The sequence below is a fragment of the Methanospirillum hungatei JF-1 genome (genome assembly GCF_000013445.1).
Classification (GTDB): Archaea; Halobacteriota; Methanomicrobia; order Methanomicrobiales; family Methanospirillaceae; genus Methanospirillum; species Methanospirillum hungatei.
The window spans coordinates 954,651-977,932 of sequence record NC_007796.1 but is presented as its reverse complement, the minus strand read 5'-3'; the positions used below and the strand labels follow the sequence as shown (position 1 = coordinate 977,932).

The following is a 23,282-nucleotide window of genomic DNA, read 5'->3' as shown; positions in this document are numbered from 1 at the left end:
GAATTGGTGGGCAATTTCAATAAAGTTTGAGATATGAAATAACCAAGTCAGTGCTCCGCCAGGATTTACAATGTCATATATCAACGGGGTAATTTCATACCGGAAAGTCCGGAATATTGCCAATTTCACTTCATCCGAACTCGTGACTTTTAATGTATTAGTAAATCCCTGATGGATGGTTCGCCTCGCTCCGGGAAAACCGGACAGACTGCCTTTGCCCCATTGCAGACCGTTATAATAATATCAATATCAGAGACTGTTGCATAACCAAAATGTCATTTCTGCAATAGGACAATTTCCATCCGATTGGAGCTTAAATCCTCGAAAAAAATCTGGTTTTTCCTCATTGTACTAACTGTTTGAAGTTATGCAACAGCCTCATCTGTATCAAGAAATTCAAAGAGTGGTTTTGATCGATGATGAGATATTTCTATACCAATTTCTTTCATTACTTTAACGGCAAGAGGATGGACGCTGGTTACATCTGTTCCTGCGCTATATACGGTATACCGATCTCCGTACCAGTTCCTGATATACCCCTCGGCTATCTGTGACGGGCAGAGTGATGAGTACAGATAACCAAAATGGTCGGCTTATAATTCTCATTTTAAGAAAAGAGTGTCATTATACCGGGAAAAATCCGGATACCGCTTCTGTATTCCTTTTTTCCTGATACCATTTCGTGAATATTTCTGTATATGACGCAATGTCAAAAGAACCTACAGTACATTATCCCCAATGAAAACCGCTGGATAATGTATATAGATATTATCGTTAAATTTCGTCTTATACTCGGTAAACAGTATATTGTTCAAAGAACTGTTGTACAGATCATAAAATGAAACGGAAATATCCTGATTTCTCGCGAAATAGCATACACCAGCACAACCTATGTTTTTTCGAACTCCATATGGTTCAAGAAAGTTTGTAATACCTTGAGTGAAAATCTATAGAGAGTTTAGGTCACATTTGTGATTATCACCTATGTGGAGCTTTCTAAATGAAACAAAATCATCTTAAGATAACCGGAGCACTTATTTTGTGTGCTCTGTTTCTCACTCTCTTCGCAGGATGTACCGGAACCAGTCTGGATAATGAATCGTCGGTGAAAAATGAAGTACCGAATGATGCTGCGTTGCCGGATATTACCAAGGTTGAACTCTACCATTTCCATGGAAATCAGCAGTGTTATTCCTGTGTACTTCTCGGAGACTTAGCAGAGAAAGTAGTAAAAAAGAACTACCCGGATGAACTCGCATCAGGAAAACTAGTATTTGGTCATATCAATGCAGAGGATCCGGCAAACCGCTATCTTGCACAAAAATATGAAGTGGTCTCTTCTTCACTCATGATTGGGGTATACACGAAAGACTCATTTACCAAACAGGATCTGGTTGGTCTCTGGTACAGGCTTGGAAATGAAGAAGAATATTCTGATTACCTGACTGGAATACTGGATCCAATTTTAAAGGGAGGTCAATCTTGAGCGATCTGATGTCTTTCATGGAAGCGATGGGAAGTAGCGATATTCCTCTTGTAGCTGCCTTTTTCATTGGGCTTATGATGGCGATTAGTCCCTGTCCGCTGGCTACGAATATCACTGCTATCGCCTATATCTCCCGAAATCTCTCATCCGGAAAGTATACCTTATTCGTAGGCTCTCTCTACACAATCGGCCGTGTTCTTGTGTATGTTGCCATTGCAGCACTTATTGTCCTTGGTGGCCTGAAAGTACAGTCCATTTCGCTCTTCCTCCAAGAGTACGGTGATCTCCTGTTAGGACCGATACTCTTGATCTGTGGTATTCTCATGCTCGAAGTAATTCCTCTCAGCATGAAATTTGAGCATGAAGGCCTTTCAGAGCTGAAAGAAAAATTATCAAAAAAATTTTTAGACAAAGGCTTTTTCGGAAGTTTTCTCCTGGGAATTTTGTTTGCACTCAGTTTCTGTCCGTTTAGTGCAGTCCTCTTCTTTGGTATGCTGGTCCCGCTTGCATTAAGCGTTCAGGATCCGATAGGTGTCCCGCTCGTTTTTGGTCTGGCAACCGGTCTTCCTGTTATCATTTTTGCAGCTCTTCTCTCCACCGGTGTTGGCAGATGTGGAGCAATGATGAACAAGGTTCAGACAGCAGAAAAGATATTCCGTCGAGCTGTTGCTGTACTCTTCATTATTATTGGGGCATACTATACAGTACAGGCATATCTTCTGTAATTATTGCAATTATGAGGAAAAAATCTCTCTTTTTCCGGAAATTATATATATGATTCAAAATATATTGAAACTTAGTCAGATGAGAGTTCACAGAAAATATTCCCTGTTCTTAGAATATTGGATGTCTTCACATCTGTCTTCCTCATCAGATATCTCATCTGAAATTTTTCAATTTCCACGTATTGAAGGAGTTAACGCATGAGTAATTTAAACGCCAGATCTAGAAAATTTGCCTTTATCATTATTATTACTGCTGTTTTATTTCTCTGTACAGCCATCCTTACCTGTTCAGCATCAGAAACAACAGATGGTGGTTCTTCAGCAGTTGAAAAAGTGGAAGTCTATCATTTTCACTTAAAACACCAGTGTTACAGTTGTATCCGTCTTGGAGAACTTGCAGAACAGACGGTGAATAAAAACTTTGCAGATGAACTTGAATCCGGAAAATTAGTATTTGGCCATGTAACCGTCGATGATCCAAAAGATAAGGAGATAACAAATAGATATGGTGCATCCGGATCATCTCTCATGATTGGGGTATACACTCCTGACGGGTTTAAGGCCGAAGAAGATACCAGAGTCTGGTACAAACTTGGAAATCCTGATGAATATGAAGCATATCTGAAAGACCTGATAGAAAAGAGACTTTCAGGTAATATGAATTAAGGGTACGATGGTTCATTCATCATCTCTAAACCAATTTTTTTCCCTTGTCTTTCTGGGACTTGTTCTTGCCTTTTGTATTGCACCGGTATCTGCAGCTATATTTTCGATAAATGGAAGTGAAATTGATTCAGAATTATTATCTGATCTCATACGGTCAGATTCATCCCTGATTGGAGGTGATCTCCCTCCGGGAACAGTTATCTTCTTCTGGAATACTCATTGTGGCGGTTGCCATATGGCATGGGATTTTCTGGATGAGTTCATACCAGAACACCCGGAGATGAAACTATTGGATTATGATCTCTATAACAGCCCGGAAAATCGGACGATATTCGAACAGTATAAAACAACATATCACCGAACCCACCTGTCTGTACCTTCCATGATGATAGGAAATCTTACCCTTGAAGGGACTCAGGATATCAGCAATCACCTGGGAGAAATATTAGAACTTCAGCAGAATATGCATGAAAGTCAAGGATTTTTATCCAATTTTTTTACATTGTTCAGAAATCTCAAACTCTTTTAATTTTCAGATTATCCCTCTAGAAGAAACTTATTCAGATCCTGAAACGGTATCATAGGATTTGCAGCGGTTCTCTCTTACCATCGCCGGTTTGATTTTCATCTGTGTATTGGTGTTATCGATATCAGCATTTGGCGCTAAACCAGTATGTGTGCCCTGTGGTGACACTTGTTATGATCCCAGTAAACAATCGTGCTGTCAGGGGCAGGTATACGACGGTCTTCATTTTGGAGTATGCGGGGATACCTGCTACAATATGGAAAGCCAGGTCTGTTGTAACACAATCGTGGTGAATGGAAGCCGGTGTCTTCCGACTTGTGGTAATTCGTTTTATACTCCCACTAATCAATCATGTTGCCTTGGTGAACCAAAAGACGGACTACTCTGGGGTGTATGCGGGGGAGTCTGTTATGATTTGACCAGTCAGAGTTGCTGTAATAACCAGATCTATGATGGGTTCGGATGGCAGATCTGCGGTGACACGTGTTATAATACGAAAAATCAGTCTTGTTGTCTTGGTGAAGTGTATGATGGAAAAGGGTTCACTGCTTGTGGTGATACGTGTTATAGTCCAAAAACTGAAACCTGTTGTAAAGGGAAGGTCCTTGAAGGTAAAGTTGAGTGCGTATATTAACCCTTCTTTCATGAAAATTTATAAAATTTTTGAAAACCAGAACTATTCTGTTTTTTCTCTCTTCAGATGAGAATTCCCATATTCGAGAGTACCTGGAACAACACTCCGGCAAGGACTGCAACCCCGAGGACCGTGACCACGAATGCTGCAACCAGTCTTTTTTCAAAGATAGAGGCAAGAAGCGTAACTTCCGGGATACTTGCCCCGGCACCGCCAATAATAAGTGCCATCACCGCACCGATTCCCATACCCTTTTCAAGAAGGACGGCACTTATGGGGATGATCGTTTCAGCCCGGATATACATCGGTACCCCGATGACCGCTGCGACCGGGATTGCAAGTGGGTTGTCAGGTCCTGCGGCGGCTACAATGAGTTCCTCTGGAATAAAACCATAAATAAAGGCTCCTATTGCAGCACCAAGAATCAGATATGGGACAATCTGCCTGAATAGGGTGAAGACAAAGGTGAGTGCCCGGGAAAACTGGGTTTTATGCACTGAATTTTCGGAATATTCACCTTTACAGCAACATCCCTTCTCCAATGTTACTGCTTTCACATACCTGCCATATCCGGCACGTTCGAGGAGGATACCCGAGATAACGGCGATAGAAAATGTGATAATGGTATAGATCAGTGTTGGCACAACGCCAAAGAGTGCCAGAATAAGAAAAAAAATGACCGGATTTAAGAGAGGTGACGCAATAAGGAATGAATATGTAATTCCGAATGGAACCCCGACATCAAGCAGTCCAACCAGGATAGGGATGGTTGAACAGGAACAGAAAGGGGTAAGTGCCCCAAAAAATGCCCCGAAAATATTTCCCACTCCTCGGTGCTTACTTGTCAGAACATTTCGTATATTTTCCTCCGGTACGTATTCCCGAATCAGACCGACCAGGAAACTGATCCCGATAAATAAAATAACCAGTTCAACAGTTATAATGAGAAAAAACTGACCCGCGGTGAAGAGATCATTGATGGCAGTCATGGTCATCTCCACCAGTTAATAGACTATTCAGTTCTCTATTCAGTGAGCTATCGCTTGTATGGGCACAAAATAGAGGCCCTAAAGACGTTACATACAATGACATGATATCTAAAGATACGATTTCGTAGATCTGCAATGCATTACCTAACCGGAAATCTCCGGATTGTTACAATTCAGAAAAGAACAGGTGGATCAGCACCCCAGCCCATACACCATTGACAGAGAGCCACGATAATTCCTTCAGAAGTTTAAAAACCAAAATATCTATTGATTTGTTCGTTATTTATAAGTATCTATTTCATATTTGTTTGAACTATCAAAGTTCTCAAGGTGTGAATTAAAACAAATGTGTATTCTGATCGTATTCTAAATAATTATGGATATCTAAGAACCTTAGAAATAATTTTGAGATGAGATATCGAGGATTGGATCTGACAATCTGGATAGCCATGAATCAAGGAGATTCCATAAAATTTTAGGTGCTTACGATACATTACTATACATGGCTGAGAAGAAAAGTTTCATGGAACGCATATTCGGTAAAAAAGATTCATCTTGTTGTTGCTGTGGTCCGAAGATTGTTCCAAAAGAAGGTTCCTGCTGTTCATCTAAAGAGAAGAAAGAAGCGAAAGAATAATCATTTTTTGCCATTCCTGGTATTTTTGTCAACGAATTATTAAAGTGATATCGGGAAGAGTATCTGTTTCATAACCGCCAGAATACATGTAGTAATCCCAATAAGAATCTGGGGAAGTGTATAGTACGTAAAAATCTTTTTTACTTCATCGCCGGTTTCCCATGAAGCAGTCAGAAACTAGGGATCAGTGACAAAACATATCACTCCGGCTCCGGCTATGATGAATGAAAACAACGTCAGAGGGTTCATCAGTGCTGGAATACTGGTTCCAGCAAGGAGGATGGCGGTTGTTGACGCAGTTACGATATGTTATTCCTGTGCCATCTGGACAAGGGCCGCAAGGATAAATGGGGTCAGCATGAGCAAAATTGCCGGTGTTTGAGAGATAAGAGGAGTGCATCTTCTGCAAATGATGAACTCATGATGACTTATCCGAGGGCTCCGGCACCACAGATATCATTAAATATTGTTATTATTTTGAAAAGAATTTCTTATTTACGCGCAGATATTCCAAAATTATTTAAAATAGCTATTGTTATATAGTTCAAAGATCCACTTCAATAAATGTTGAAACATTCTGATGAAATATCAGAGATCATTTGAGATGAACAAATCATGCCATTTATAATGCCATTCTTTGGATTTCCCATTTATTACATTATTGGGATAGTGGTTGTCTGTGCAATTATCATGCTCCTGATGATGCTTATCATGCGAAGAATGTCCGTGCGTGGTGGATGTTGCCCCTACTGCTGCGTTCTTCAAAAAGAACAAGATGATCAAAAGATAATTGAGAATCAGTGATACCAATGATAGAAATAATTACCGGAGCATTACTTCTGGGATGGACAACCCTCGTTGCATATCTCTCCGAGCATGTTGTCACGTGCCTTATCCCGGCTTTTTTTATTGCCGGTGGCATAGCTGCATTTGTCAAAAAGGATGCTATCCTGAAATACTTCAGCCCTGATGCAAAGAAATCGGTGAGTTATGGCATTGCATCGGTATCCGGAACCGTTCTAGCAGTCTGTAGTTGTACCATACTGCCAATGTTTGCCGGAATTCTTAAAAAAGGAAGTGGCATAGGTCCGGCAATCACATTCCTCTATGCCGGTCCGGCAATCAATATCCTTGCAATAGTATATTCGGCGAAAGTCCTTGGTCTTGATATTGGAATTGCCCGTGCTGTCTCTGCCATTCTTCTGTCAATTGTCATCGGCCTTATCATGGCAATAATTTTCAAAGAGCATGATAATGAAATCCGTGCAAATGCAAAAAAGAACCCCCGTCTTTCTTCAGGTGGAGAAGAACGACCCAAATGGATTATCCCGGCATTTTTTATCTTTCTGATTGCAATCCTGTTGGTCGGAACATCTCAACTGGATATCTTTATCCGGCTTCTAATTGTCTACTTCCTCTCCATGGCGGTTGCATTCCTGCTCATCTACTATTTCAGCAGAGATGAGGTAACCGAATGGGGATACGAAATCTGGGATCTGACCAAAAAGATCTTTCCCATCCTCGTTATCGGAACCTTTGCTCTCGGGGTGCTTTCCTACTTTATCCCACCGGAGACATTTAAGCCATACATTGGTGACAATTCTCTCCTGGCAAACTTTACGGCTGCAGTTATCGGAGCAATACTCTACATGCCTACCCTGCTTGAAGTACCGGTGATCGGGACAACTCTTGGCTACCTTTCCGGGAACATGGCAAAAGGACCGGCTCTCTCTCTTCTCCTGACCGGACCATCGATAAGTCTGCCAAGTCTTCTGGTTCTCACCCGGGTTATGGGAGCTAAGAAAACCGGAGTGTATGCTGTTCTGGTCGTTATATTCTCAACCCTCGCCGGATTCGTATTCGGAAACAGTGGGCTCTGATTTGAATGGCTGCAGATAAACCCTGTTGTCCGGCGGATGCACTCCGGAGGATTCGGATGATCCCGGTAAACGGTATCCCAACCGGTATTACCATGCTGGATGAGATAATCGCTGAGGTAAAAGAGATGAAACTTACTTCTGAGCAGCAGATCAAAGAAACTCTTCTCAAGAAGGTGAAGGTATACAATTACATCTCTAAAGGGGCTGAGGAGATGTATGCGAACGCGATTGTTGCGGAGTACAATAAATTCTGATACATGAGTGTATGAAACCTGCAGTATCTCATAGCCTGATCCCCATTCTTCGAATGCACCAGTTTACGCTCATGAGATCTGCAAGAATTCCTCTCAACATTTTTTGTGATACTATGACACACACAACAACCCCTGAAAAAATACGAACTGAAGCGTTGACCCTCAGCTTGATCCTTGCGCTAAAGGGATCACCGATTGGAGTAAAAATTGTTCAGGCTCCCGGTGCACCCCCATTTGCCGGAGATCAGACACCAATGCGGTTTTGCCAGGCATTAATGCGGGCTCGGTATGGAGAAAAAAGTATCATCACCGAGGAAAATATTACCTGTCCGGCTGCTGCCCGTGCGTTCGGGTTCAAACCGCTTCCTGAACCGCTCCGGACCGGTAAAGGCCTGGTTGGCTTTGGAATTGTTTCAGATGAGAAGGTTGCCCAGCATATGTTTGAAGGGATGACTATTCTGCCCCTGGATTCTGTCAGGCAGCTTAAAATCTTCCCTCTGGATTCTGCTGATGAGGTGCCTGATATTATCATCATCGAAGATGAACCTGAGAGACTCATGTGGATTGCCCTTTCCTATCTCCATGCCCACGGGGGAAAACGGGTCCAGGGTTCTACCGCTATCCTGCAGGCTACCTGTGTTGACTCCTGCATTATTCCGTTCCTTGAAAACCGGTTGAATTATGGACTTGGATGCTATGGCTGCCGGGATGCAACGGATATGGGGTCTGGGGAAGCGATCATCGGGTTCCCGGCTGATGATCTTGCTGCGATGGTTTCCCATCTTGAATACCTGGCAAAGAAAGCCCTACCCCATTCACGGGAGAAACACGCATTCGGTGCATTTACAAAGGATCATGCCGGGACAGGGTGTGCCTCGCTCTAAACAAAAGATGATATTCATAGAGAACATAACTGTTTCAAATAAAGGTGAAATATGAAACTCGAAGTGTTAGGAACCGGCTGTACGAAATGCAAACGTATGTATGATAATGTAACTGAAGCGGTAAAAAAATCAGGTGTTCTGGCTGAAGTAACGAAAGTTGAAGCACTGGAAGAGATTGTAAGCAGGGGTGTCATGATGACTCCGTCTCTGTTCCTGGACGGCGAAGAAGTTGTTGCCGGTCGGGTTCCCACTGTTAATGAGATTATCGAAATCATCAAGGAGAATGCATAATGGGAGAGCAAGCCCCCTGTACCTGTGGAAGTAACGAGAAGAACCGATTGATTTTTCCCTGCTCCGGGCAGGCAAATACCGGGCAGATATCAAATCAGGCTGCTATTCAGCTATCTGACGAAGGATATGGCAGCTTTGTATGCACGGCCCTGCTGGCATCTGGATCAGAGTCTCTGGCTGAACGTGCACGGAATGTACATGAAGTCGTTGCTATTGACGGATGTGGGATGGATTGTGCACGAAAGATAGCTGAGCAAGCGGGAGTTCCGGTTCATCAGCATCTGGTTGTAACCGATCTTGGTATCGAGAAAAATTCCTCTGACCGATCTTTTACAAAAGAACAGGTTGAGTCTATTGTCTCTGCCGCCTGGAAAGGAGAAGGAAAAATCCAGGAATCTAATTCTGAAAAGAAGGTTCCTTCCGGCGGGTGTGGCTGCAGCGGTAACTGCTCCTAATCATTTTTTATGCACCTGGATTCTGACACTGCTTTGGTGACCTGCTCAGGAATATCCAATACGGGCAAACTTACGACAAAGGTAAGTGATGCGCTCCACCGGAGATGTCCGGGTATAATTGAATGTTCTCTTGCTGCACGAAGTGATCCAGAAAAATTACGTGATGTTCTCGCCCATGCAAAGAGAATAGTTATTATTGATGGATGTTCTGACTGCTGCGGGAGGAAAAAACTTAAGGAGCATGGGTATGATCCGGACATTCATGTCATTGCCACTGAGTGTGGTATTGTAAAGAATGGTATGGAAGATCCGCGATTTGACGAGATTGAACTTTTGACATCTGTTGTGAGGGAAAAACTCCGGTGAACCTTCCTCCGGCGATAGTCTCTTATTTTTTTATCAATGCCTATTCAAGGTCCGAGAAAAGATATCCTCATCCCTCTTCTGCTACTTGCTGTAATTACCTCCATTATGATCCTGTCAGGCGGATGCGGATGCAACCAGATATTTACCCTTGAAAATCTCTCTCTTCAACATAATAGTTCATCATTATTTATCCTCCCTCCAAAAGCACTAGAAGTATATCATTTCCATGAAACCCATCAATGTTATCCCTGCCGGGTGCTTGGAGAACGTACTGAAGAGGCCATGAATAAATCATTCATGCAGGAAATTGATGAAGGGAAGATCATTTTCAGACATGTGAATGTTGACCTCCCGGAGAATGCAGACATTGTCTCCAGGTTCGGGACGACCTCGTCTTCGGTGATGATTGGATATATAGATGATACCGGATTTCATGCAGAGAACCAGATACAACTCTGGTATAAACTCAGCGATAAAAAGGCATTTGGAGAGGAGTTATCCAGAGCAATCATTGATAGAATGACAATATACGAACAATGATGTCAGTTCCATAATCTACCATGGCAAAAGGATAGATTTCACTATCCCAACCACCATTCTCTCCCTTCATAGATTCTGATACCCTTTTACCACCGAATCAGTTATATGAATAATGTCACTGCTTCCTGTTATTCCGATATCACCGATAAATAATGCAGGATACGATATTTTCGAATAATTGAACTGGTTTTTATATTCGGTAAATAATTGACGGTTCTCTTCATCATATACAAGATTCCGGAATTCGATCAGGACAGAAGGATTTTTCCGTTCATATGATTGAAGGAACTGAAGTACATCTTTACAGCTGCCACAACCGGAACTATAAAAGAATTGTATCTGGATGGGAGAATTTTCATGAAAAATTGAATTATGTGTAAATATTTTCGTAACTTCATCTCGCGTGATTTCAGTCCCGTCCTTTTGAAATATCGCTCCCGAGCATGCCGGGATGAGCATGAGAATTACCAAATTTACGAGAAGAATCAGACTGTACATACCACGTTCAATCTTTTCCATATGCATACCTGTTTCACCATTTATCGGCTGAAAATTTAGAGAAATACATCCATCAGGATGATTATCCCCATAATAAGCATGATAACTCCTATGATAATTCGAAGCAGGCTCTTCCTTTCATCTCTCCATGAATTCAGTCTCTCCGGAGAGAGCCCGAAGATGACCAGGAGAAGTATTGTAATAAGCGGTATAACTACAACGAAATTATATGCAAGAAGATAAAATAAGCCCGATTGGAAATCCTGGTATATCATTCCGAGAATTGAGATATATATCCCGACCGTGCAGGCCATACCATATAGACCGGTCAGGGCACCAACGATGAATCCGGCAGGAACACTTGCAATCTTCAGGTATTTTGAAATGGAACTTTTCTTCGACTGGGGAATGGAGAAGAGTGCTTTCGGATTTTTAACAAGGCCGTCTTTTATCTGGAACAGTCCGGCAATGATCGCGATGATTCCGGCAACGATGAGAAATATCTGTGCAACTCCCGGAATCTGAATAGCTGAGAAAATTGCAAATCCAGATAAGACCCTGACCAGATAAAATGCCAGGATGTACGCAGATCCTACCAGGAGAATCGTCTTCCTGGAGTCCGATGCCATAAGTGAGACCAGCAGAAGGGCAAGAACCAGGAGACCACAGGGATTGAATCCTTCTCCCAGAGCAGCCAGGAGGAGGATCACGGGATTTACTGTGATGGTTTCTGAACCTGAAGTCCTATTTTCATTAAATTCAGATGCACCATGAGTCTTGATCTCCCCGACTTTTTGCTCAAATTCTGAAAATATCGCCTTCTCACCGATGAGGGCCTCCTCTCCTATAAAAACAACCGGGACGAATAATGATTTGTCAGGATGCATCTTCCTGAATGTCTCAAACAGGAGGATGTCATCCTCATTGTCGCCGATATTGTGGTATTGGATACGAACATACGGATGAGTTGTCTCATATTCCTCAATAAAGGGTATAACCTTATGACAGGAGGAACAGAGAGGGCTATAAAAGAAATGAATCGCTGGTGAATCAGAAGAGATTGTAGAGGAGTTTGAAGAATCTGCACTACATGCTCCGCATAAAAGAAGAAATAACAAGCAAAAGCATATTGCTTCGATATGGATCCTGGATCTGGAATTTTTTATTGATATGATCATTTTACTACTCTATCTTCTTTTTTAACCATTACGTTTCTGGTTTTATACCATTGCTGAGTATAGCTCAGGATGATTCAATATTTATTGAAATATTGACAAATATAAATATATTGGATAATAAAAAGGAGCATATAAACTCTTTGGCATCAACTTTTTATCCAGATGCAATGTCAGCCTGGTACCTGCAATAGTGAACAGGATGAGGACCATGAAATTAACATAGATTGGGAAAAAGTTCTTAATTGTGGACGAATACCAGATAAAATTACCGGAGAAAAAAAATTATGACGTAAGTTTTTCATACAACCCGGTAAGGGATCCATTATACATCTCCCTGATAGCCTCTTCTTTATCAGCAAGAGGTTTTACCGGAACAAGATCCATGACCGCCTCTGGAGTCAGGTCTGATTTCTTCATGATCTTCGCAGCTCCCTCAGCCATGGGAAGGACCGCATCAGTAGCATCTTTCTGAGTAAGACCAAATGTCTGTGCAAGGTGGATGAGTTCAGCCAGCTGGAACCAGAGGTACGTCGGACCCATGGCCGTTATGACTGTATATGCTTCCAACATCTCTTCAGGAACCTCAGGCATCTGTCCGAGAGCGACCATGAGTTCAGTGAATTTTTTCCGTATATTTTCCGGACAAGACGATCCAAATACCACCGGATTGTATCCTTCATTCACATATGAGGCAGCATTTGGGATCATGCGAATGACAGAACGTGATGCTCCGGTGAGCTGGTTGATGGTTGCTATTTTTATTTTCGGAGCCAAAGATACGATGGTAGTCTTTTCTCCAAGGAAGGGAACAATGTTATGGAGCATTTCTCCAACCACCGGTGGATGAAGGCTGATAAAGAGAAAATCAGCGTTGCTCATCGATTCATCAACCTGGTTTGTTGGTTCAATTGAAGGGAATTTTTCTGCAAGATTTTTCAGGACATCTGGATTGGTATCAGTCACCATGATTCGTTCAGGAAGACAATTCTTTCTGGCAAGGCCTTCAAGGAGGATTCGGGTAACCCTGCCGGCTCCGATACAGGCGATATTTGTTGTCGTGACTCTCTCACAAATGTTTCAAAATTATTTGAACATACACATATATATAGGAAACAGTGTGATTTCAGAAATTTATGGTGGGGTATCCTATCAAAATAAGGATAATAGTTCCCTTGCATCCTGAACGGGAAAAAACCGATATACAGATACATCATTCAAAAAAGATCAGATTGATCTGATTGCCTGCATGCATCTCTCCCCCATTTCAGGATATACACCTTTTATCGCTGCAGACAGAGTTTCAAGCTGGATGGTTCCGGCCTTCTCCTTATCGCAGGTCTTTCCAAACCGTGGAGATCTGCAGGTATGGCAGATAGAGAAGGCAAATCAGTTCAGTTTTTTCTGATCGATCTCCTGTCTTCATGATGCGCACTTTTATATAATCAGCCATTGATGGCTAAAACATACAGCTGATGGATTACCGGAGGCTGGCTCAATTACCAGGACGTGTTACTGATGTCTGAACTCCACAAGAAAATGATCAAAGAGGCCATGGCGGCTCAACATGCCGATGTAGAGGCGGTAAAGAAAAAACGCGGGGGGAATTTTGTAATTGACGATGCACAACCATATCTCGACGCCGTGCAGAAGATGAAACCCGCTGCAGATCAGTCTCCGTCGGTATTTCAATTACACACCGAATCTGTAAAGGCACATTTTGAGATTCTAAAAGGCCTTACGAAAACGATCAGACCCGAGGATGATCCATTCGTAGAACATTATCAGACTCCGGTCATTCTGGAAATTCTCTGCAAGGAAGATCCTAAATTTGCTAAAAGTGTTGAGACCTTTGTCGGAGCAATTAAGAAATCTGAATCGCTTATAGGTCGTGAATCAGCACGGAGATATGGAGGGTTTTACGGTCCGACATGTGTTGTGGATTTTGCCCTTATACCTGGTTCAACAAGTAATGTTGTGAACCGGATTCTTAGCGGGATCACCATTCCTGCGGATCATAAACAGGCAATTCTCGCAGCAAAGTCATGGGGGATGAACACATCGTATGGTATCGGTGATGTGTTTGCTCATGAAATAGAGAAAGGTGGATCGCTTACTGAAGCGGTGAAAAAAGAAATCGACATGCTCCAGGCGATTTATGAACACCCGGTGAAGGCGCAGGCTGAACTTATGGATACTGTTGGTCAGAAATCCTTTGATCACCGGAAATACATGGAGTCATATCGCACAAAGATGGCACCAGTGGTGAAGGCCGCCATGGAGGAGGGTGTTCATTATGGGAACATCGTCACCATTCCGGCGTATTGTGTCGGTGATATCGCCCATCATATCTCGCAATCCACGTTCAATATGTGCAAGGACGATGTTGTCATGGCTGCCATAGATGCCACAACGGCGGTAATGGAGTCTACCCTGAAAAAAGCAGAAGGGAAGGTTAAAAATGAATATGACCTTCTTGGTCTTGCAACGGGTGCTTCTGCTTGTGCGGCAGAATATATTCTGGAACTTGATGGGTTCAACGCTATTATGATCGTGGATCTTCTCACGAAAAGATACCATAATTATGTTCAGCTTTATCCTACCCGGAGTGCTGCAGTAGAGCTCCACAACTGTGATTTTATGGACATGATTTATCGGGGATGGAAATACCTGGACAAAGCACGTCGGATGCAGAGTAGCGGCGAAGGAATCCCCTCCCCGAAAGTAGGTGGATTTACGGTTGATCTATCGCCAATTCATAAAAATGATGTCCTTATGAACCCACAGAGATACGCTTATCCGGCATGTGCCATGACCGTTCGCATGTCTGCCATGATGAGGCTTGCCGATTATCCCTGTCTCCTGACTAGTGAGCCGGTGACTGCTACCCTGATGACGAATATTATTGCTCTTCATAAAGAAACGGTTGCAGCTCCGGCACGGATTTGCAAGGATTGTGCTTCAGCTGCACTGATGGATTTCCGTCATGGTTATTGCCAGTGGAAAGAAGCCGTGTAGTCACGCCAGAGGTTAAAAATGAAGTGTTACGTGTGTGCAAAAGAAGGAAAAAATACCGATGCAGTTGGGATTTGTATTGCCTGCGGTATGGGGCTATGCATGGACCATAGTATTCGGGAAGATATTGATCTCTGGGAAGGGGGGTATCCCTTCCCGGTTAAGAAGAGCGGAAAACGATTGCCCAGAATCCTCTGTCCGGAATGTGTTGCGGCATATAAGAAGGAGTAATCATGTCATTGTTACAACGATGTGTTGCAGAAGGAGTGGGAACCGGGATTCTGGTATACTTTGGTGCTGGTGCAGCGGCTATCACCCTGATGATTGCACATGGTACAAACCCTTCTACTGAGTTTAATATTGGAATCGGTGTACTTGGCGGCCTTGGGGACTGGTTTGCTATCGGTATGAGCTTTGCCATTGCCATTGCCGGGTGTATCTATGCTCTTGGGAGAGTATCCGGATGTCATATCAATCCGGCGGTGACCATTGCCCTCGGAGTTACGAAACGGTTTCCAGCAGAAGAGATTATTCCGTATGTGATTGCACAGTGTCTGGGTGCAGTTCTCGGAAGTCTACTTTTTGCAGCGACCGTCGGCATGGATGCAGTTCTGATTGGAGGATTAGGGGCGACTGCACCGTTCCCAGGAATATCGTATGGACAGGCTATCCTGGCGGAGGCTATTGGAACATTTCTGCTGATGCTCGTGATTATGGGTGTTGCTGTAGATAATCGTGCTCCGCCAGGGTTTGCCGGGTTAATTATTGGTCTAACCGTCGGAGGGATAATAACCGCCACAGGGAATATTGCAGGAGCTTCACTGAATCCTGCACGAACCTTCGGGCCATACCTTGCAGATCTGGTGCTTGGGGGTTCGAATCTTTGGATATATTTTCCTATCTATGTGATCGGTCCGGTTATCGGAGCGGTTGTTGCAGTGTTATTGTATGCATACCTCACTTCAGAGATTGAAGAGAGTACGTAAATTTTTTTTTGATATAGCCTTCCCGGGATATTTCAGAATTTCTTATTTCTTGAAAGGTGAGAGACCAATTCAGTTTTCCCGCGATTCTTTCATATACGCCTGATTTTCCATTTCGCCTGGTCTTCAGTATTATGTAGCCACATAACTACAAGCCGGTTTAGTTCTATTATTCCATCAGATTCAGGTAGTTCCTGGCAACCGTTCCATCTCCCTACCTGAAAACGGCTCTCCTGAACTGGTAATACTCTCGTTTGGTTTCGTTGCGTCTGCTCTCTCTGTAATGAATTTGCGGTTTTCTTCATGTTCCTCTCCAATAGCAAATCGAATGTTATCTTTATCCAGCAGACTGATATTCATAATATTTCAATATCTGTCCCGTATGTGAACCCCCCTCATCTTTCCTGTTTATACAATGCCCACCAGAACCATTACTACTTATATTACATGACCCCGTTATGATTTTCTCTTCCGGTTCTCCAGGATCACCTGCTGATCGAAAGTAAAAACACCCATTCCATTATCTTTCAACTCTCCCACATAGTGTTTTCACTTCACTGCTTCCCTCCTTCACCAGAGTGAAGCATGGCGGAAAAAAGGATATCTTTTCTGCATGTGTGAAGCAGTTGCTTCACAGTCAAAAACCGCGAAAACTCACTAAATTGAATATATGTACACATATATATTATTCTAAGATCTTTAGTGAAGCAACTCGTGTACTCACAAAAAAATTTGAATCATCATTAGCCACCGGATTAATATGTACGTGTGACGGCCGGTTTTCCGCATTAAAAAACAAAAATTATGAAATTATCGATAGATCTTAAATCGGAATAATATATCAGAGCGGATCTTTTCCGCACACTGCTTCACATTGCTTCATTCTGCTTCACTATGCAGAAAAATTGCATCATTCCAGCATCTTGAACTACAGAGTATATAGTCCGGATACTCTTGTTCAGCATAAAGATCACCTTTTAATGCTCTATCTTCTGAATATCTCCTGCAGAAAAAAGGCGGTCCATATACTGGTGATCCGCATATTTAACACGAGACAAAATGAAGATATGAGAACTAATGAAACAAAAATCTGAAAAAAAATTTTTACGCCGAAAGGGAGATTTGAACTCCCGAGGTGTTACCACCAGTGGTTTTCAAGACCACCGCCTTCCCGGACTAGACTATCTCGGCACCTATACATGTCTGTATATCAACTTTAAAAATATATTCCTAAAGCTCCGATCAATACTCGTATATTCTTTCACATTTCACCTGAAAGGAGAGGGATTATTCTGTACACTTCAGTAACCGTAACAGGTATCAGGGGTCTTCCCCTGATTCAAAAAGGAGATGACCTTCCCCGCCTGATAATTGAAAAATGCGCTTTGGAAGATGGAGACATCATCTGTATCGCAAGTACAATAATCTCGAAGGCAAAGGGATACACCCGGAATTTAAAAGATGTCATACCTGGTGACCGGGCAACACGGATTGCAGAAAAGACAGGTGAAGATCCCCGCTTTATCCAAGTCGTCCTAGATCAGGCCTGTGACGTTCTCATAGAAACACCATTCACCCTCACTGAAGTATCCTGCGGTCATGTAGGAGTCAGGTCAGGAGTGGACGCAAGCAATGTTGAGGACGGCCTTGTTATCACCCTTCCTGCAGATCCCATGAAGGAAGCTGAGGAGATCAGAACGGAGATAAAAGACCTCACCAGCAAAAGCTGTGGGATCATCGTAACTGACACCTGTGGCAGATCATTTCGGCGTGGACAGACCGGTCATGCTATTGGCTGGAGTGGGATGTCAGCCATCAGAGATTTCCGCGGAGATAGTGATCTCTTCGGGCATACTCTGGAGATAACTGAAGAAGCGGTGGTTGACGAGATCGCCGGATTTGCAAATCTCATCATGGGTGAGAGCAATAACGGGGTACCTGCCGTTCATTTCCGTGGCATACCTGCATGGACCGGACACAATGACATCTACTTCAGAGAAGGAGAAGACGTCATCAGGAAAGCGTTAAAAAAAGTGTAAAAGATCAGAATGAAATCATATTCAGGACGAAGATTGCAACACCACATATAACCGCCGCAGCCAAAACTACATAGGGGCTGATGTGGACTGCCCGCCGGTCTTCACTGTCATAGTAATTGACGAGACCAGCAGATGAGATTAATCGTCCACCTGCTTTTTTTGCCATAATCTATATCTGACCGATGAATTATATAAAAGACAAGGCCGGCAATATATCATGATAAAAGAGTATTCGGTATCAGGGACAGCTCTGACTGGTGAAACCCTTGAGGCGCGGGACGTTACCATCGTTGTTCAGGACGGCATCATCACCGCCGTAGAGGATGAATCATCTGTCCCGGACCAATGGATCTGTCCTGCATTTTTCAATGCTCATACCCATCTTGCTGATACGGTTGCGATGGATCTGCCCTGTGCCGGGACACTTGATGAACTTGTCACGCCTCCCCATGGACTCAAGCATCAGATACTTGCAAAAACCTCAGTGCCCCGCCTTATATCAGCAATGAGAGATTCCATAACTGAGATGATCCATTCCGGAACAGCGGGCTTTGCTGATTTTCGTGAAGGGGGAAAACCAGGAGTTCTGGCATTACAAGAGGCGGCATCCCAGATGCACATTCGTCCAATCATCCTGGGACGTGAAGGTGGAGAGGAGATAGCCGACGGAGCAGGGATTAGCAGTGCAAGGGATGTTACCCAGTCCATGGAGATAGCTGACCTGATGAAAAGGCAGGGAAAGATTATCGGGTTTCACGCGGGTGAAAAAGATCCTGATGATATTGATGCTGCATTAGAAGCACACCCTGATTTTCTAGTGCATTGTACCCATGTTACCAAATCCCAGATCCGAAGGATTGCTGATGAAGGAATACCGGTAGTTCTCTGTTGTCGCTCAAATTTTCTCCTCCGGGTAACATCCGGCCGGGCTCACCCCCCTGTCCAGGAAATGATTGATGCCGGCGTTGAAATACTGATTGGGACTGATAATGTTATGTTTGTCCAGCCTGACATGATGCAGGAGATCTCGTTTATCCATTCCGTCTATGGGGTGCCGGCTGAGAACCTCCTCTATTCAGCAACCAGAGGATTTCCTCCATCAGGAATTTCTCATTCTATTATGCCGGGTAACCGGGCTTCATTCTGTGTAATGGATTGTTCCTGGGGTAATTTGCGCCATTCCCGCGATATCAAATCCACCATTGTGAAGAGGGCTCCAATGAGCCATTTTTGCGCAAGAATTTTTTAGGTAAAGTCCAAATTAGTTAGGAAGCCTTTTTGAGGGGAGTATATGTACAACACAATTCTTGTTGCTATTGACGGATCTATTGTCAGTGAAAAGGCATTTGAAGTAGCCGTCGAACAGGCACAGGCCTGGAAAGCAAAACTTCACGCAGTCTACGTCGTAGAATCAGGGCTTTTTACAGATATACCGGCAGACAGCAAACTTGAGATCATGTACAGCCTGCTTGAGCAGGAGGGCAATGCAGCACTTGATAAGATCAAAGAGATTGCCCAGAAAAAGAACACGGAAGTCATAACACATTTTGAACAGGGTCATGCCGGTGACACGATACTTTCCACCGCTGATAAAATTGGTGCAGACCTCATCATTATGGGTTCTCATGGGAAGAGTAATATTGACCGTATCCTTATCGGAAGTGTAAGTTCCTTTGTTGTTGAACACAGCAAAGTTTCCGTGTTGGTGGTGAGATCATAGTGCCGGTCCCGCTGGTATCTGACTACATGACGACCGACGTCGTCACCGTCGAAATACCTGGAAACCGGGATGATGTACTTAAAATTTTAAAAAGAACAGGGATTAGTGGAGTTCCCGTTTTAAAAGGCGGAAAACTGGTTGGTATCATCACACGAAAGGATCTTCTTCACAAACCTGAAGAAAACCAGCTTGCGTTACTGATGACACCTGATCCGCTCACGATCCGTTCAGACGCAACGCTGACCGAGGCAGCCAGGATAATGAGGACACATAATATCCGCAGGATGCCTGTCCTCGACGAAGCAAAGAATCTGGTGGGACTTATCAGTGTTGCAGACCTTATCCTTGCAATAGCTCGGATGAAGATAGAGGAAGAGATTAAAGATACATACACAAGCCCTACTTTTGCTCTCTGGGAAGAGACTCCTCTGCCCCTTGTAGGGCGAATTATGGAGATATCCGGGTTTGAGGCTATACCTATATTGAATCGTGAATCAAAACTTCAGGGCATAATCTGTGAGCGTGATCTGATCAGATGTGCTATGATCGAAGATTCAGTAGAGACATCTGATCTCTCCACTACCGGTACTGATGATGATGAATGGACCTGGGAAAGTATCCGTGACGTTCATCACATCAGCTACGGCATTTCACGGGTTCAGCTCCCCAATCGTCCGGTAAAATCTGCCATGATCACCAATGTGGTCATGGTCCCGCCAAATGCCGAAGTCAGTGAATGTGCCCTGAAAATGAAGCGTGCACGGGTAGATCAGCTTCCGATAGTGAACGGTGATAACCGGCTCAAAAGTATTCTCTTCGACAGAGAACTTATTAAAGTCCTCTTAGATGAAAAATATCAATAAAAACCTTTAAATTATTGCAGGTTATTTGTAACTAAGGCATTTTTGCTTCTGCAATACTTTCCCCATTTACTCATTATTTCCGGAGTCCATTATGGTCGAACAGAGCGATACAATGAAAGGAACAACCACGGTTGGGATTGTTTTTGAAACCGGTGTTGTGCTCGCAAGTGAAAAACGTGCAACCATGGGATACCTGATATCCAACAAAACTGCAAAGAAGATCTACCAGATCGCACCCCGGATTGGACTTACCACTGCCGGCGGTGTTGGTGATGCACAGCAGCTTGCACGGCTGATGACTGTGGAAGCGAACCTTTACGAAATCCGCAGAGGGAAACGTATCAGTGTTCAGGCTGCATCCACTCTTCTTTCAAATATTCTTCATGGGAACCGGATGTTTCCATTCTATGTTCAACTCCTGATTGGAGGGGTTGATGAAACCGGGCCGGTACTCTTCTCAGTAGACGCTGTCGGAGGTACCGGAAAGGAAGATGGCATTGTAGCAACCGGGTCCGGATCTCCCATGGCATATGGTGTCCTTGAAGACCGGTACACCCTCGGCATGGACGAACGTTCTGCCATCGAACTTGCCATACGTGCCCTTCGTTCTGCAATAAAACGGGATGCAGGGTCAGGAGAAGGAGTTGCTGTTGTTGTAATTACTGAAGATTCCTATCATGAATTATCTGATGAAGAAATTAGTGTGCTTACACCAAATTAGACTATTTTAAATATTTTATACACTTTTTTAGGACGGTTTTATGCTTATTGAGGAACGTCTCAAAGAGATACAGGAAAAAATTAAAAAGAAAGTCCCAAAGGGGATTAAAGTATCATCTGTTGAATTTGAAGGGCCTGAACTGGTCATCTACACTGATGATCCCAAGACCTTTGCTGACCAGGATGATCTTATCAAAATACTTGCCAGGGATATCAGGAAACGTATCGTTGTCCGTCCCACCATATTAGAAGATCCTGAACGTGCTGCATCTGCAATAAGACGTGTCGTCGGTGAGAATGCAGGAATATCTGATATATTCTTTGAAGCAGACAGCGGTGAAGTCCTCATTGAGGCAGAAAAACCCGGCGTGGTTATCGGGAAAAACGGAGCCACCCTTCGTGACATAACCCGTGAGATCGGGTGGACACCCAAGGTTGTCAGGACTCCGCCCATCGAAAGCAGCACGGTAAAGCAGGTACGGCAGTATTTACGGGCCGCCCACCAGGAACGAAAAGAGCTCTTAAAGAGGATAGGTCGCAGAATCCATCGTGATGTCATCGCAAAAGATCAATGGATACGGGTGACAACCCTCGGTTGCTGTCGTGAAGTCGGACGTGCGGCATTTCTTCTTTCCACACCTGAAAGCCGTGTCCTTATCGACTGCGGAGAAAAACCAGACAGTTTTGAAGCAACACCATATCTCTATGTTCCTGAGATTCATCCGCTCTCTCAGCTGGATGCCGTGGTCCTTACCCATGCACACCTGGATCATTGTGCCTACATTCCGCTTCTTTATAAATATGGATATGAAGGACCGGTATACTCTACCCCGCCAACCCGTGATTTAGCCGCTATGCTACAGCTCGATTACCTTGACGTGGTGAATAAGGAAGGAAAACCCATTCCGTATTCCTCGAATGAGGTCAAGGAATATATCAAGCACTCAATAGTACTTAATTATGGATGTGTCACTGATATTGCTCCTGATATCAAACTGACCTTCCACAATGCAGGACATATTCTTGGATCAGGTATAGCACATTTCCATGTCGGAGACGGGCTGTATAATGTGGCATTTACCGGCGATCTTCATTATGGGAAAAGCCGTCTTTTCAATGCTGCAGTAAATCATTATCCACGACTAGAGGCACTCTTTATGGAATCCACCTATGGTGGGGCACAGGATATGCAGCCAAACCGTGCTGATGCAGAAGAGAGATTATATGGGGTGTTTCGCGAGGTTCTTGAACGGGGCGGGAAGATCATCATCCCCGCATTTGCCGTCGGACGTTCTCAGGAAGTCATGCTTGCCATTGAAGAAGGTATGCGGCTTGGGAAATTCCCACCGGTTAAAGTTTATCTTGACGGTATGATCAAGGAAGCGACTGCGATTCATACCACCTATCCTGAATACCTGAATTCAGAGCTTCGTAATCTTATCTTCAAAGAAGGGCACAACCCATTCCTTGCCGAGTGTTTTGAGCAGGTGGATTCTGCAGAGAAACGTGAGCGTGTCATCACCGGGGAGCCATGTGTTATCATCACTACCAGCGGTATGTTAAACGGTGGACCTGTCATGGAATACCTCCGAAACCTTGCTGCTGATGAACGAAACTGCCTGGTCTTTGTCGGGTATCAGGCAGACGGAACACTTGGCCGGAGAATTCAGAAAGGCTGGCGGGAGATTCCAATCGGTAACCGGGAGACGATCGTCGTCAACCTTGACTGTATCACGGTAGATGGGTTTTCAGGGCACTCAGATCGCAGACAACTCATGAATTTTGTCTCTCATATGCAACCCAAACCAGAGAAGATATTTGCAATTCATGGTGATGAGAACAAGACCATCGATCTTGCAAGTTCTATTTATAAAAAATTACACATTCAGACAACCTCCCCTATGAATTTGGAAACATACCGGTTAATCTGATACAG

Annotated in this window: 32 protein-coding genes and 1 tRNA gene; 25 read left to right on the top strand and 8 right to left on the bottom strand. The window is 43.7% G+C overall.

Annotation, left to right across the window (positions count from 1 at the left end; genetic code table 11):
• Positions 1–365 precede the first annotated feature (365 nt).
• Entirely contained in the window at positions 366–533 is a 168-nt protein-coding gene (locus tag MHUN_RS18150; RefSeq protein ID WP_239441627.1) for a hypothetical protein, read from the bottom strand.
• A gap of 467 nt (positions 534–1,000) precedes the next feature.
• Here MHUN_RS18150 and MHUN_RS04555 point away from each other — a divergent pair, with 467 nt between their 5' ends.
• From MHUN_RS04555 to MHUN_RS18145, 5 genes are all read left to right on the top strand, one after another.
• Positions 1,001–1,486, top strand: coding sequence for a nitrophenyl compound nitroreductase subunit ArsF family protein (locus MHUN_RS04555; RefSeq protein ID WP_011447899.1), 486 nt, complete (start codon positions 1,001–1,003; stop codon positions 1,484–1,486).
• Positions 1,483–2,211 (top strand): aromatic aminobenezylarsenical efflux permease ArsG family transporter, encoded by a 729-nt coding sequence (locus tag MHUN_RS04550; protein WP_239441568.1) that lies wholly within the window; start codon positions 1,483–1,485, stop codon positions 2,209–2,211. The genes MHUN_RS04555 and MHUN_RS04550 overlap by 4 nt, the downstream gene beginning before the upstream one ends.
• A gap of 198 nt (positions 2,212–2,409) precedes the next feature.
• The gene (locus MHUN_RS04545; RefSeq protein WP_011447897.1) at positions 2,410–2,877 is read left to right on the top strand and encodes a nitrophenyl compound nitroreductase subunit ArsF family protein; all 468 of its coding nucleotides are present in this window, start codon (positions 2,410–2,412) and stop codon (positions 2,875–2,877) included.
• A gap of 7 nt (positions 2,878–2,884) precedes the next feature.
• The gene (locus tag MHUN_RS04540; protein ID WP_011447896.1) at positions 2,885–3,406 is read left to right on the top strand and encodes a thioredoxin family protein; all 522 of its coding nucleotides are present in this window, start codon (positions 2,885–2,887) and stop codon (positions 3,404–3,406) included.
• Between the two features lie 58 nt (positions 3,407–3,464).
• Positions 3,465–4,037 carry a hypothetical protein gene (locus tag MHUN_RS18145; RefSeq protein WP_011447895.1) on the top strand — a complete coding sequence of 191 codons (573 nt, stop codon included), beginning with the start codon at positions 3,465–3,467 and terminating at the stop codon, positions 4,035–4,037.
• 62 nt (positions 4,038–4,099) lie between these two features.
• Here the strand turns inward: MHUN_RS18145 and MHUN_RS04530 are convergent, their stop codons facing one another.
• A complete protein-coding gene (locus MHUN_RS04530) occupies positions 4,100–5,026 on the bottom strand; it encodes a permease (RefSeq protein ID WP_011447894.1) in 927 nt (308 codons plus the stop codon).
• A gap of 502 nt (positions 5,027–5,528) precedes the next feature.
• Here MHUN_RS04530 and MHUN_RS19705 point away from each other — a divergent pair.
• From MHUN_RS19705 to MHUN_RS04490, 10 genes are all read left to right on the top strand, one after another.
• On the top strand, positions 5,529–5,663 hold the full coding sequence (locus MHUN_RS19705; RefSeq protein ID WP_275039202.1) for a hypothetical protein: 135 nt from the start codon (positions 5,529–5,531) through the stop codon (positions 5,661–5,663).
• Positions 5,664–5,850: 187 nt separating this feature from the next.
• Entirely contained in the window at positions 5,851–6,045 is a 195-nt protein-coding gene (locus tag MHUN_RS04525; RefSeq protein WP_048067282.1) for a hypothetical protein, read from the top strand.
• 233 nt (positions 6,046–6,278) lie between these two features.
• Positions 6,279–6,467 carry a hypothetical protein gene (locus tag MHUN_RS18605; protein ID WP_143709351.1) on the top strand — a complete coding sequence of 63 codons (189 nt, stop codon included), beginning with the start codon at positions 6,279–6,281 and terminating at the stop codon, positions 6,465–6,467.
• 5 nt (positions 6,468–6,472) lie between these two features.
• Positions 6,473–7,543 carry a permease gene (locus MHUN_RS04520; RefSeq protein WP_011447893.1) on the top strand — a complete coding sequence of 357 codons (1,071 nt, stop codon included), beginning with the start codon at positions 6,473–6,475 and terminating at the stop codon, positions 7,541–7,543.
• Positions 7,544–7,548: 5 nt separating this feature from the next.
• Positions 7,549–7,797, top strand: coding sequence for a hypothetical protein (locus MHUN_RS04515; protein ID WP_048067281.1), 249 nt, complete (start codon positions 7,549–7,551; stop codon positions 7,795–7,797).
• A gap of 11 nt (positions 7,798–7,808) precedes the next feature.
• On the top strand, positions 7,809–8,681 hold the full coding sequence (locus tag MHUN_RS04510) for a DUF169 domain-containing protein (RefSeq protein ID WP_239441567.1): 873 nt from the start codon (positions 7,809–7,811) through the stop codon (positions 8,679–8,681).
• A gap of 51 nt (positions 8,682–8,732) precedes the next feature.
• The gene (locus tag MHUN_RS04505; RefSeq protein ID WP_011447891.1) at positions 8,733–8,972 is read left to right on the top strand and encodes a thioredoxin family protein; all 240 of its coding nucleotides are present in this window, start codon (positions 8,733–8,735) and stop codon (positions 8,970–8,972) included.
• Positions 8,972–9,427: a putative zinc-binding protein gene (locus tag MHUN_RS04500; RefSeq protein WP_011447890.1), complete on the top strand. Its 456-nt coding sequence runs from the start codon at positions 8,972–8,974 to the stop codon at positions 9,425–9,427. Before MHUN_RS04505 ends, MHUN_RS04500 begins: the two co-directional genes overlap by 1 nt.
• Before the next feature lie 9 nt (positions 9,428–9,436).
• Positions 9,437–9,793: a putative zinc-binding protein gene (locus MHUN_RS04495; RefSeq protein ID WP_011447889.1), complete on the top strand. Its 357-nt coding sequence runs from the start codon at positions 9,437–9,439 to the stop codon at positions 9,791–9,793.
• A gap of 36 nt (positions 9,794–9,829) precedes the next feature.
• A complete protein-coding gene (locus MHUN_RS04490; RefSeq protein ID WP_011447888.1) occupies positions 9,830–10,333 on the top strand; it encodes a nitrophenyl compound nitroreductase subunit ArsF family protein in 504 nt (167 codons plus the stop codon).
• Positions 10,334–10,399: 66 nt separating this feature from the next.
• Here MHUN_RS04490 and MHUN_RS04485 read toward each other — a convergent pair whose 3' ends face one another.
• The 3 genes from MHUN_RS04485 to MHUN_RS04475 all read right to left on the bottom strand — a co-directional run bounded on the left by MHUN_RS04485 (position 10,400) and on the right by MHUN_RS04475 (position 13,047).
• Entirely contained in the window at positions 10,400–10,852 is a 453-nt protein-coding gene (locus MHUN_RS04485; protein WP_048067280.1) for a hypothetical protein, read from the bottom strand.
• A gap of 35 nt (positions 10,853–10,887) precedes the next feature.
• Entirely contained in the window at positions 10,888–11,949 is a 1,062-nt protein-coding gene (locus MHUN_RS04480) for a hypothetical protein (protein ID WP_143709350.1), read from the bottom strand.
• Between the two features lie 342 nt (positions 11,950–12,291).
• Positions 12,292–13,047, bottom strand: a complete 756-nt coding sequence (locus MHUN_RS04475) for a pyrroline-5-carboxylate reductase family protein (protein WP_275039209.1) — start codon at positions 13,045–13,047, stop codon at positions 12,292–12,294.
• 208 nt (positions 13,048–13,255) lie between these two features.
• Here MHUN_RS04475 and MHUN_RS18935 point away from each other — a divergent pair, with 208 nt between their 5' ends.
• The 4 genes from MHUN_RS18935 to MHUN_RS04460 all read left to right on the top strand — a co-directional run bounded on the left by MHUN_RS18935 (position 13,256) and on the right by MHUN_RS04460 (position 16,007).
• Positions 13,256–13,414, top strand: coding sequence for a hypothetical protein (locus MHUN_RS18935; protein WP_158498158.1), 159 nt, complete (start codon positions 13,256–13,258; stop codon positions 13,412–13,414).
• Positions 13,415–13,524: 110 nt separating this feature from the next.
• Positions 13,525–15,024: a DUF2193 domain-containing protein gene (locus MHUN_RS04470; RefSeq protein WP_011447884.1), complete on the top strand. Its 1,500-nt coding sequence runs from the start codon at positions 13,525–13,527 to the stop codon at positions 15,022–15,024.
• Positions 15,025–15,042: 18 nt separating this feature from the next.
• Positions 15,043–15,252 (top strand): DUF2180 family protein, encoded by a 210-nt coding sequence (locus MHUN_RS04465; protein ID WP_011447883.1) that lies wholly within the window; start codon positions 15,043–15,045, stop codon positions 15,250–15,252.
• A gap of 2 nt (positions 15,253–15,254) precedes the next feature.
• The gene (locus MHUN_RS04460; RefSeq protein ID WP_011447882.1) at positions 15,255–16,007 is read left to right on the top strand and encodes an MIP/aquaporin family protein; all 753 of its coding nucleotides are present in this window, start codon (positions 15,255–15,257) and stop codon (positions 16,005–16,007) included.
• 180 nt (positions 16,008–16,187) lie between these two features.
• On the opposite strand, the gene MHUN_RS18930 is transcribed toward MHUN_RS04460, so the two are convergent.
• The gene (locus MHUN_RS18930; RefSeq protein ID WP_158498157.1) at positions 16,188–16,364 is read right to left on the bottom strand and encodes a hypothetical protein; all 177 of its coding nucleotides are present in this window, start codon (positions 16,362–16,364) and stop codon (positions 16,188–16,190) included.
• Positions 16,365–17,111: 747 nt separating this feature from the next.
• A tRNA-Ser gene (locus MHUN_RS04455) sits at positions 17,112–17,195 on the bottom strand.
• Between the two features lie 50 nt (positions 17,196–17,245).
• Between MHUN_RS04455 and MHUN_RS04450 the strand changes: the two genes are divergently transcribed.
• The gene (locus tag MHUN_RS04450) at positions 17,246–18,043 is read left to right on the top strand and encodes a coenzyme F420-0:L-glutamate ligase (RefSeq protein WP_338040854.1); all 798 of its coding nucleotides are present in this window, start codon (positions 17,246–17,248) and stop codon (positions 18,041–18,043) included.
• Positions 18,044–18,047: 4 nt separating this feature from the next.
• Here the strand turns inward: MHUN_RS04450 and MHUN_RS04445 are convergent, their stop codons facing one another.
• Positions 18,048–18,209, bottom strand: a complete 162-nt coding sequence (locus tag MHUN_RS04445; protein ID WP_048067276.1) for a preprotein translocase subunit Sec61beta — start codon at positions 18,207–18,209, stop codon at positions 18,048–18,050.
• A gap of 51 nt (positions 18,210–18,260) precedes the next feature.
• Here MHUN_RS04445 and MHUN_RS04440 point away from each other — a divergent pair, with 51 nt between their 5' ends.
• The 5 genes from MHUN_RS04440 to MHUN_RS04420 all read left to right on the top strand — a co-directional run bounded on the left by MHUN_RS04440 (position 18,261) and on the right by MHUN_RS04420 (position 23,277).
• A complete protein-coding gene (locus tag MHUN_RS04440; RefSeq protein ID WP_011447880.1) occupies positions 18,261–19,292 on the top strand; it encodes an amidohydrolase family protein in 1,032 nt (343 codons plus the stop codon).
• Between the two features lie 42 nt (positions 19,293–19,334).
• On the top strand, positions 19,335–19,763 hold the full coding sequence (locus MHUN_RS04435; RefSeq protein WP_011447879.1) for a universal stress protein: 429 nt from the start codon (positions 19,335–19,337) through the stop codon (positions 19,761–19,763).
• Between the two features lie 26 nt (positions 19,764–19,789).
• Positions 19,790–20,626, top strand: coding sequence for a CBS domain-containing protein (locus tag MHUN_RS04430; RefSeq protein WP_048067275.1), 837 nt, complete (start codon positions 19,790–19,792; stop codon positions 20,624–20,626).
• A 91-nt stretch (positions 20,627–20,717) separates the two neighbouring features.
• Positions 20,718–21,347: an archaeal proteasome endopeptidase complex subunit beta gene (psmB, locus tag MHUN_RS04425; protein ID WP_011447877.1), complete on the top strand. Its 630-nt coding sequence runs from the start codon at positions 20,718–20,720 to the stop codon at positions 21,345–21,347.
• Between the two features lie 40 nt (positions 21,348–21,387).
• Positions 21,388–23,277: a beta-CASP ribonuclease aCPSF1 gene (locus MHUN_RS04420; RefSeq protein WP_011447876.1), complete on the top strand. Its 1,890-nt coding sequence runs from the start codon at positions 21,388–21,390 to the stop codon at positions 23,275–23,277.
• Positions 23,278–23,282 lie beyond the last annotated feature (5 nt).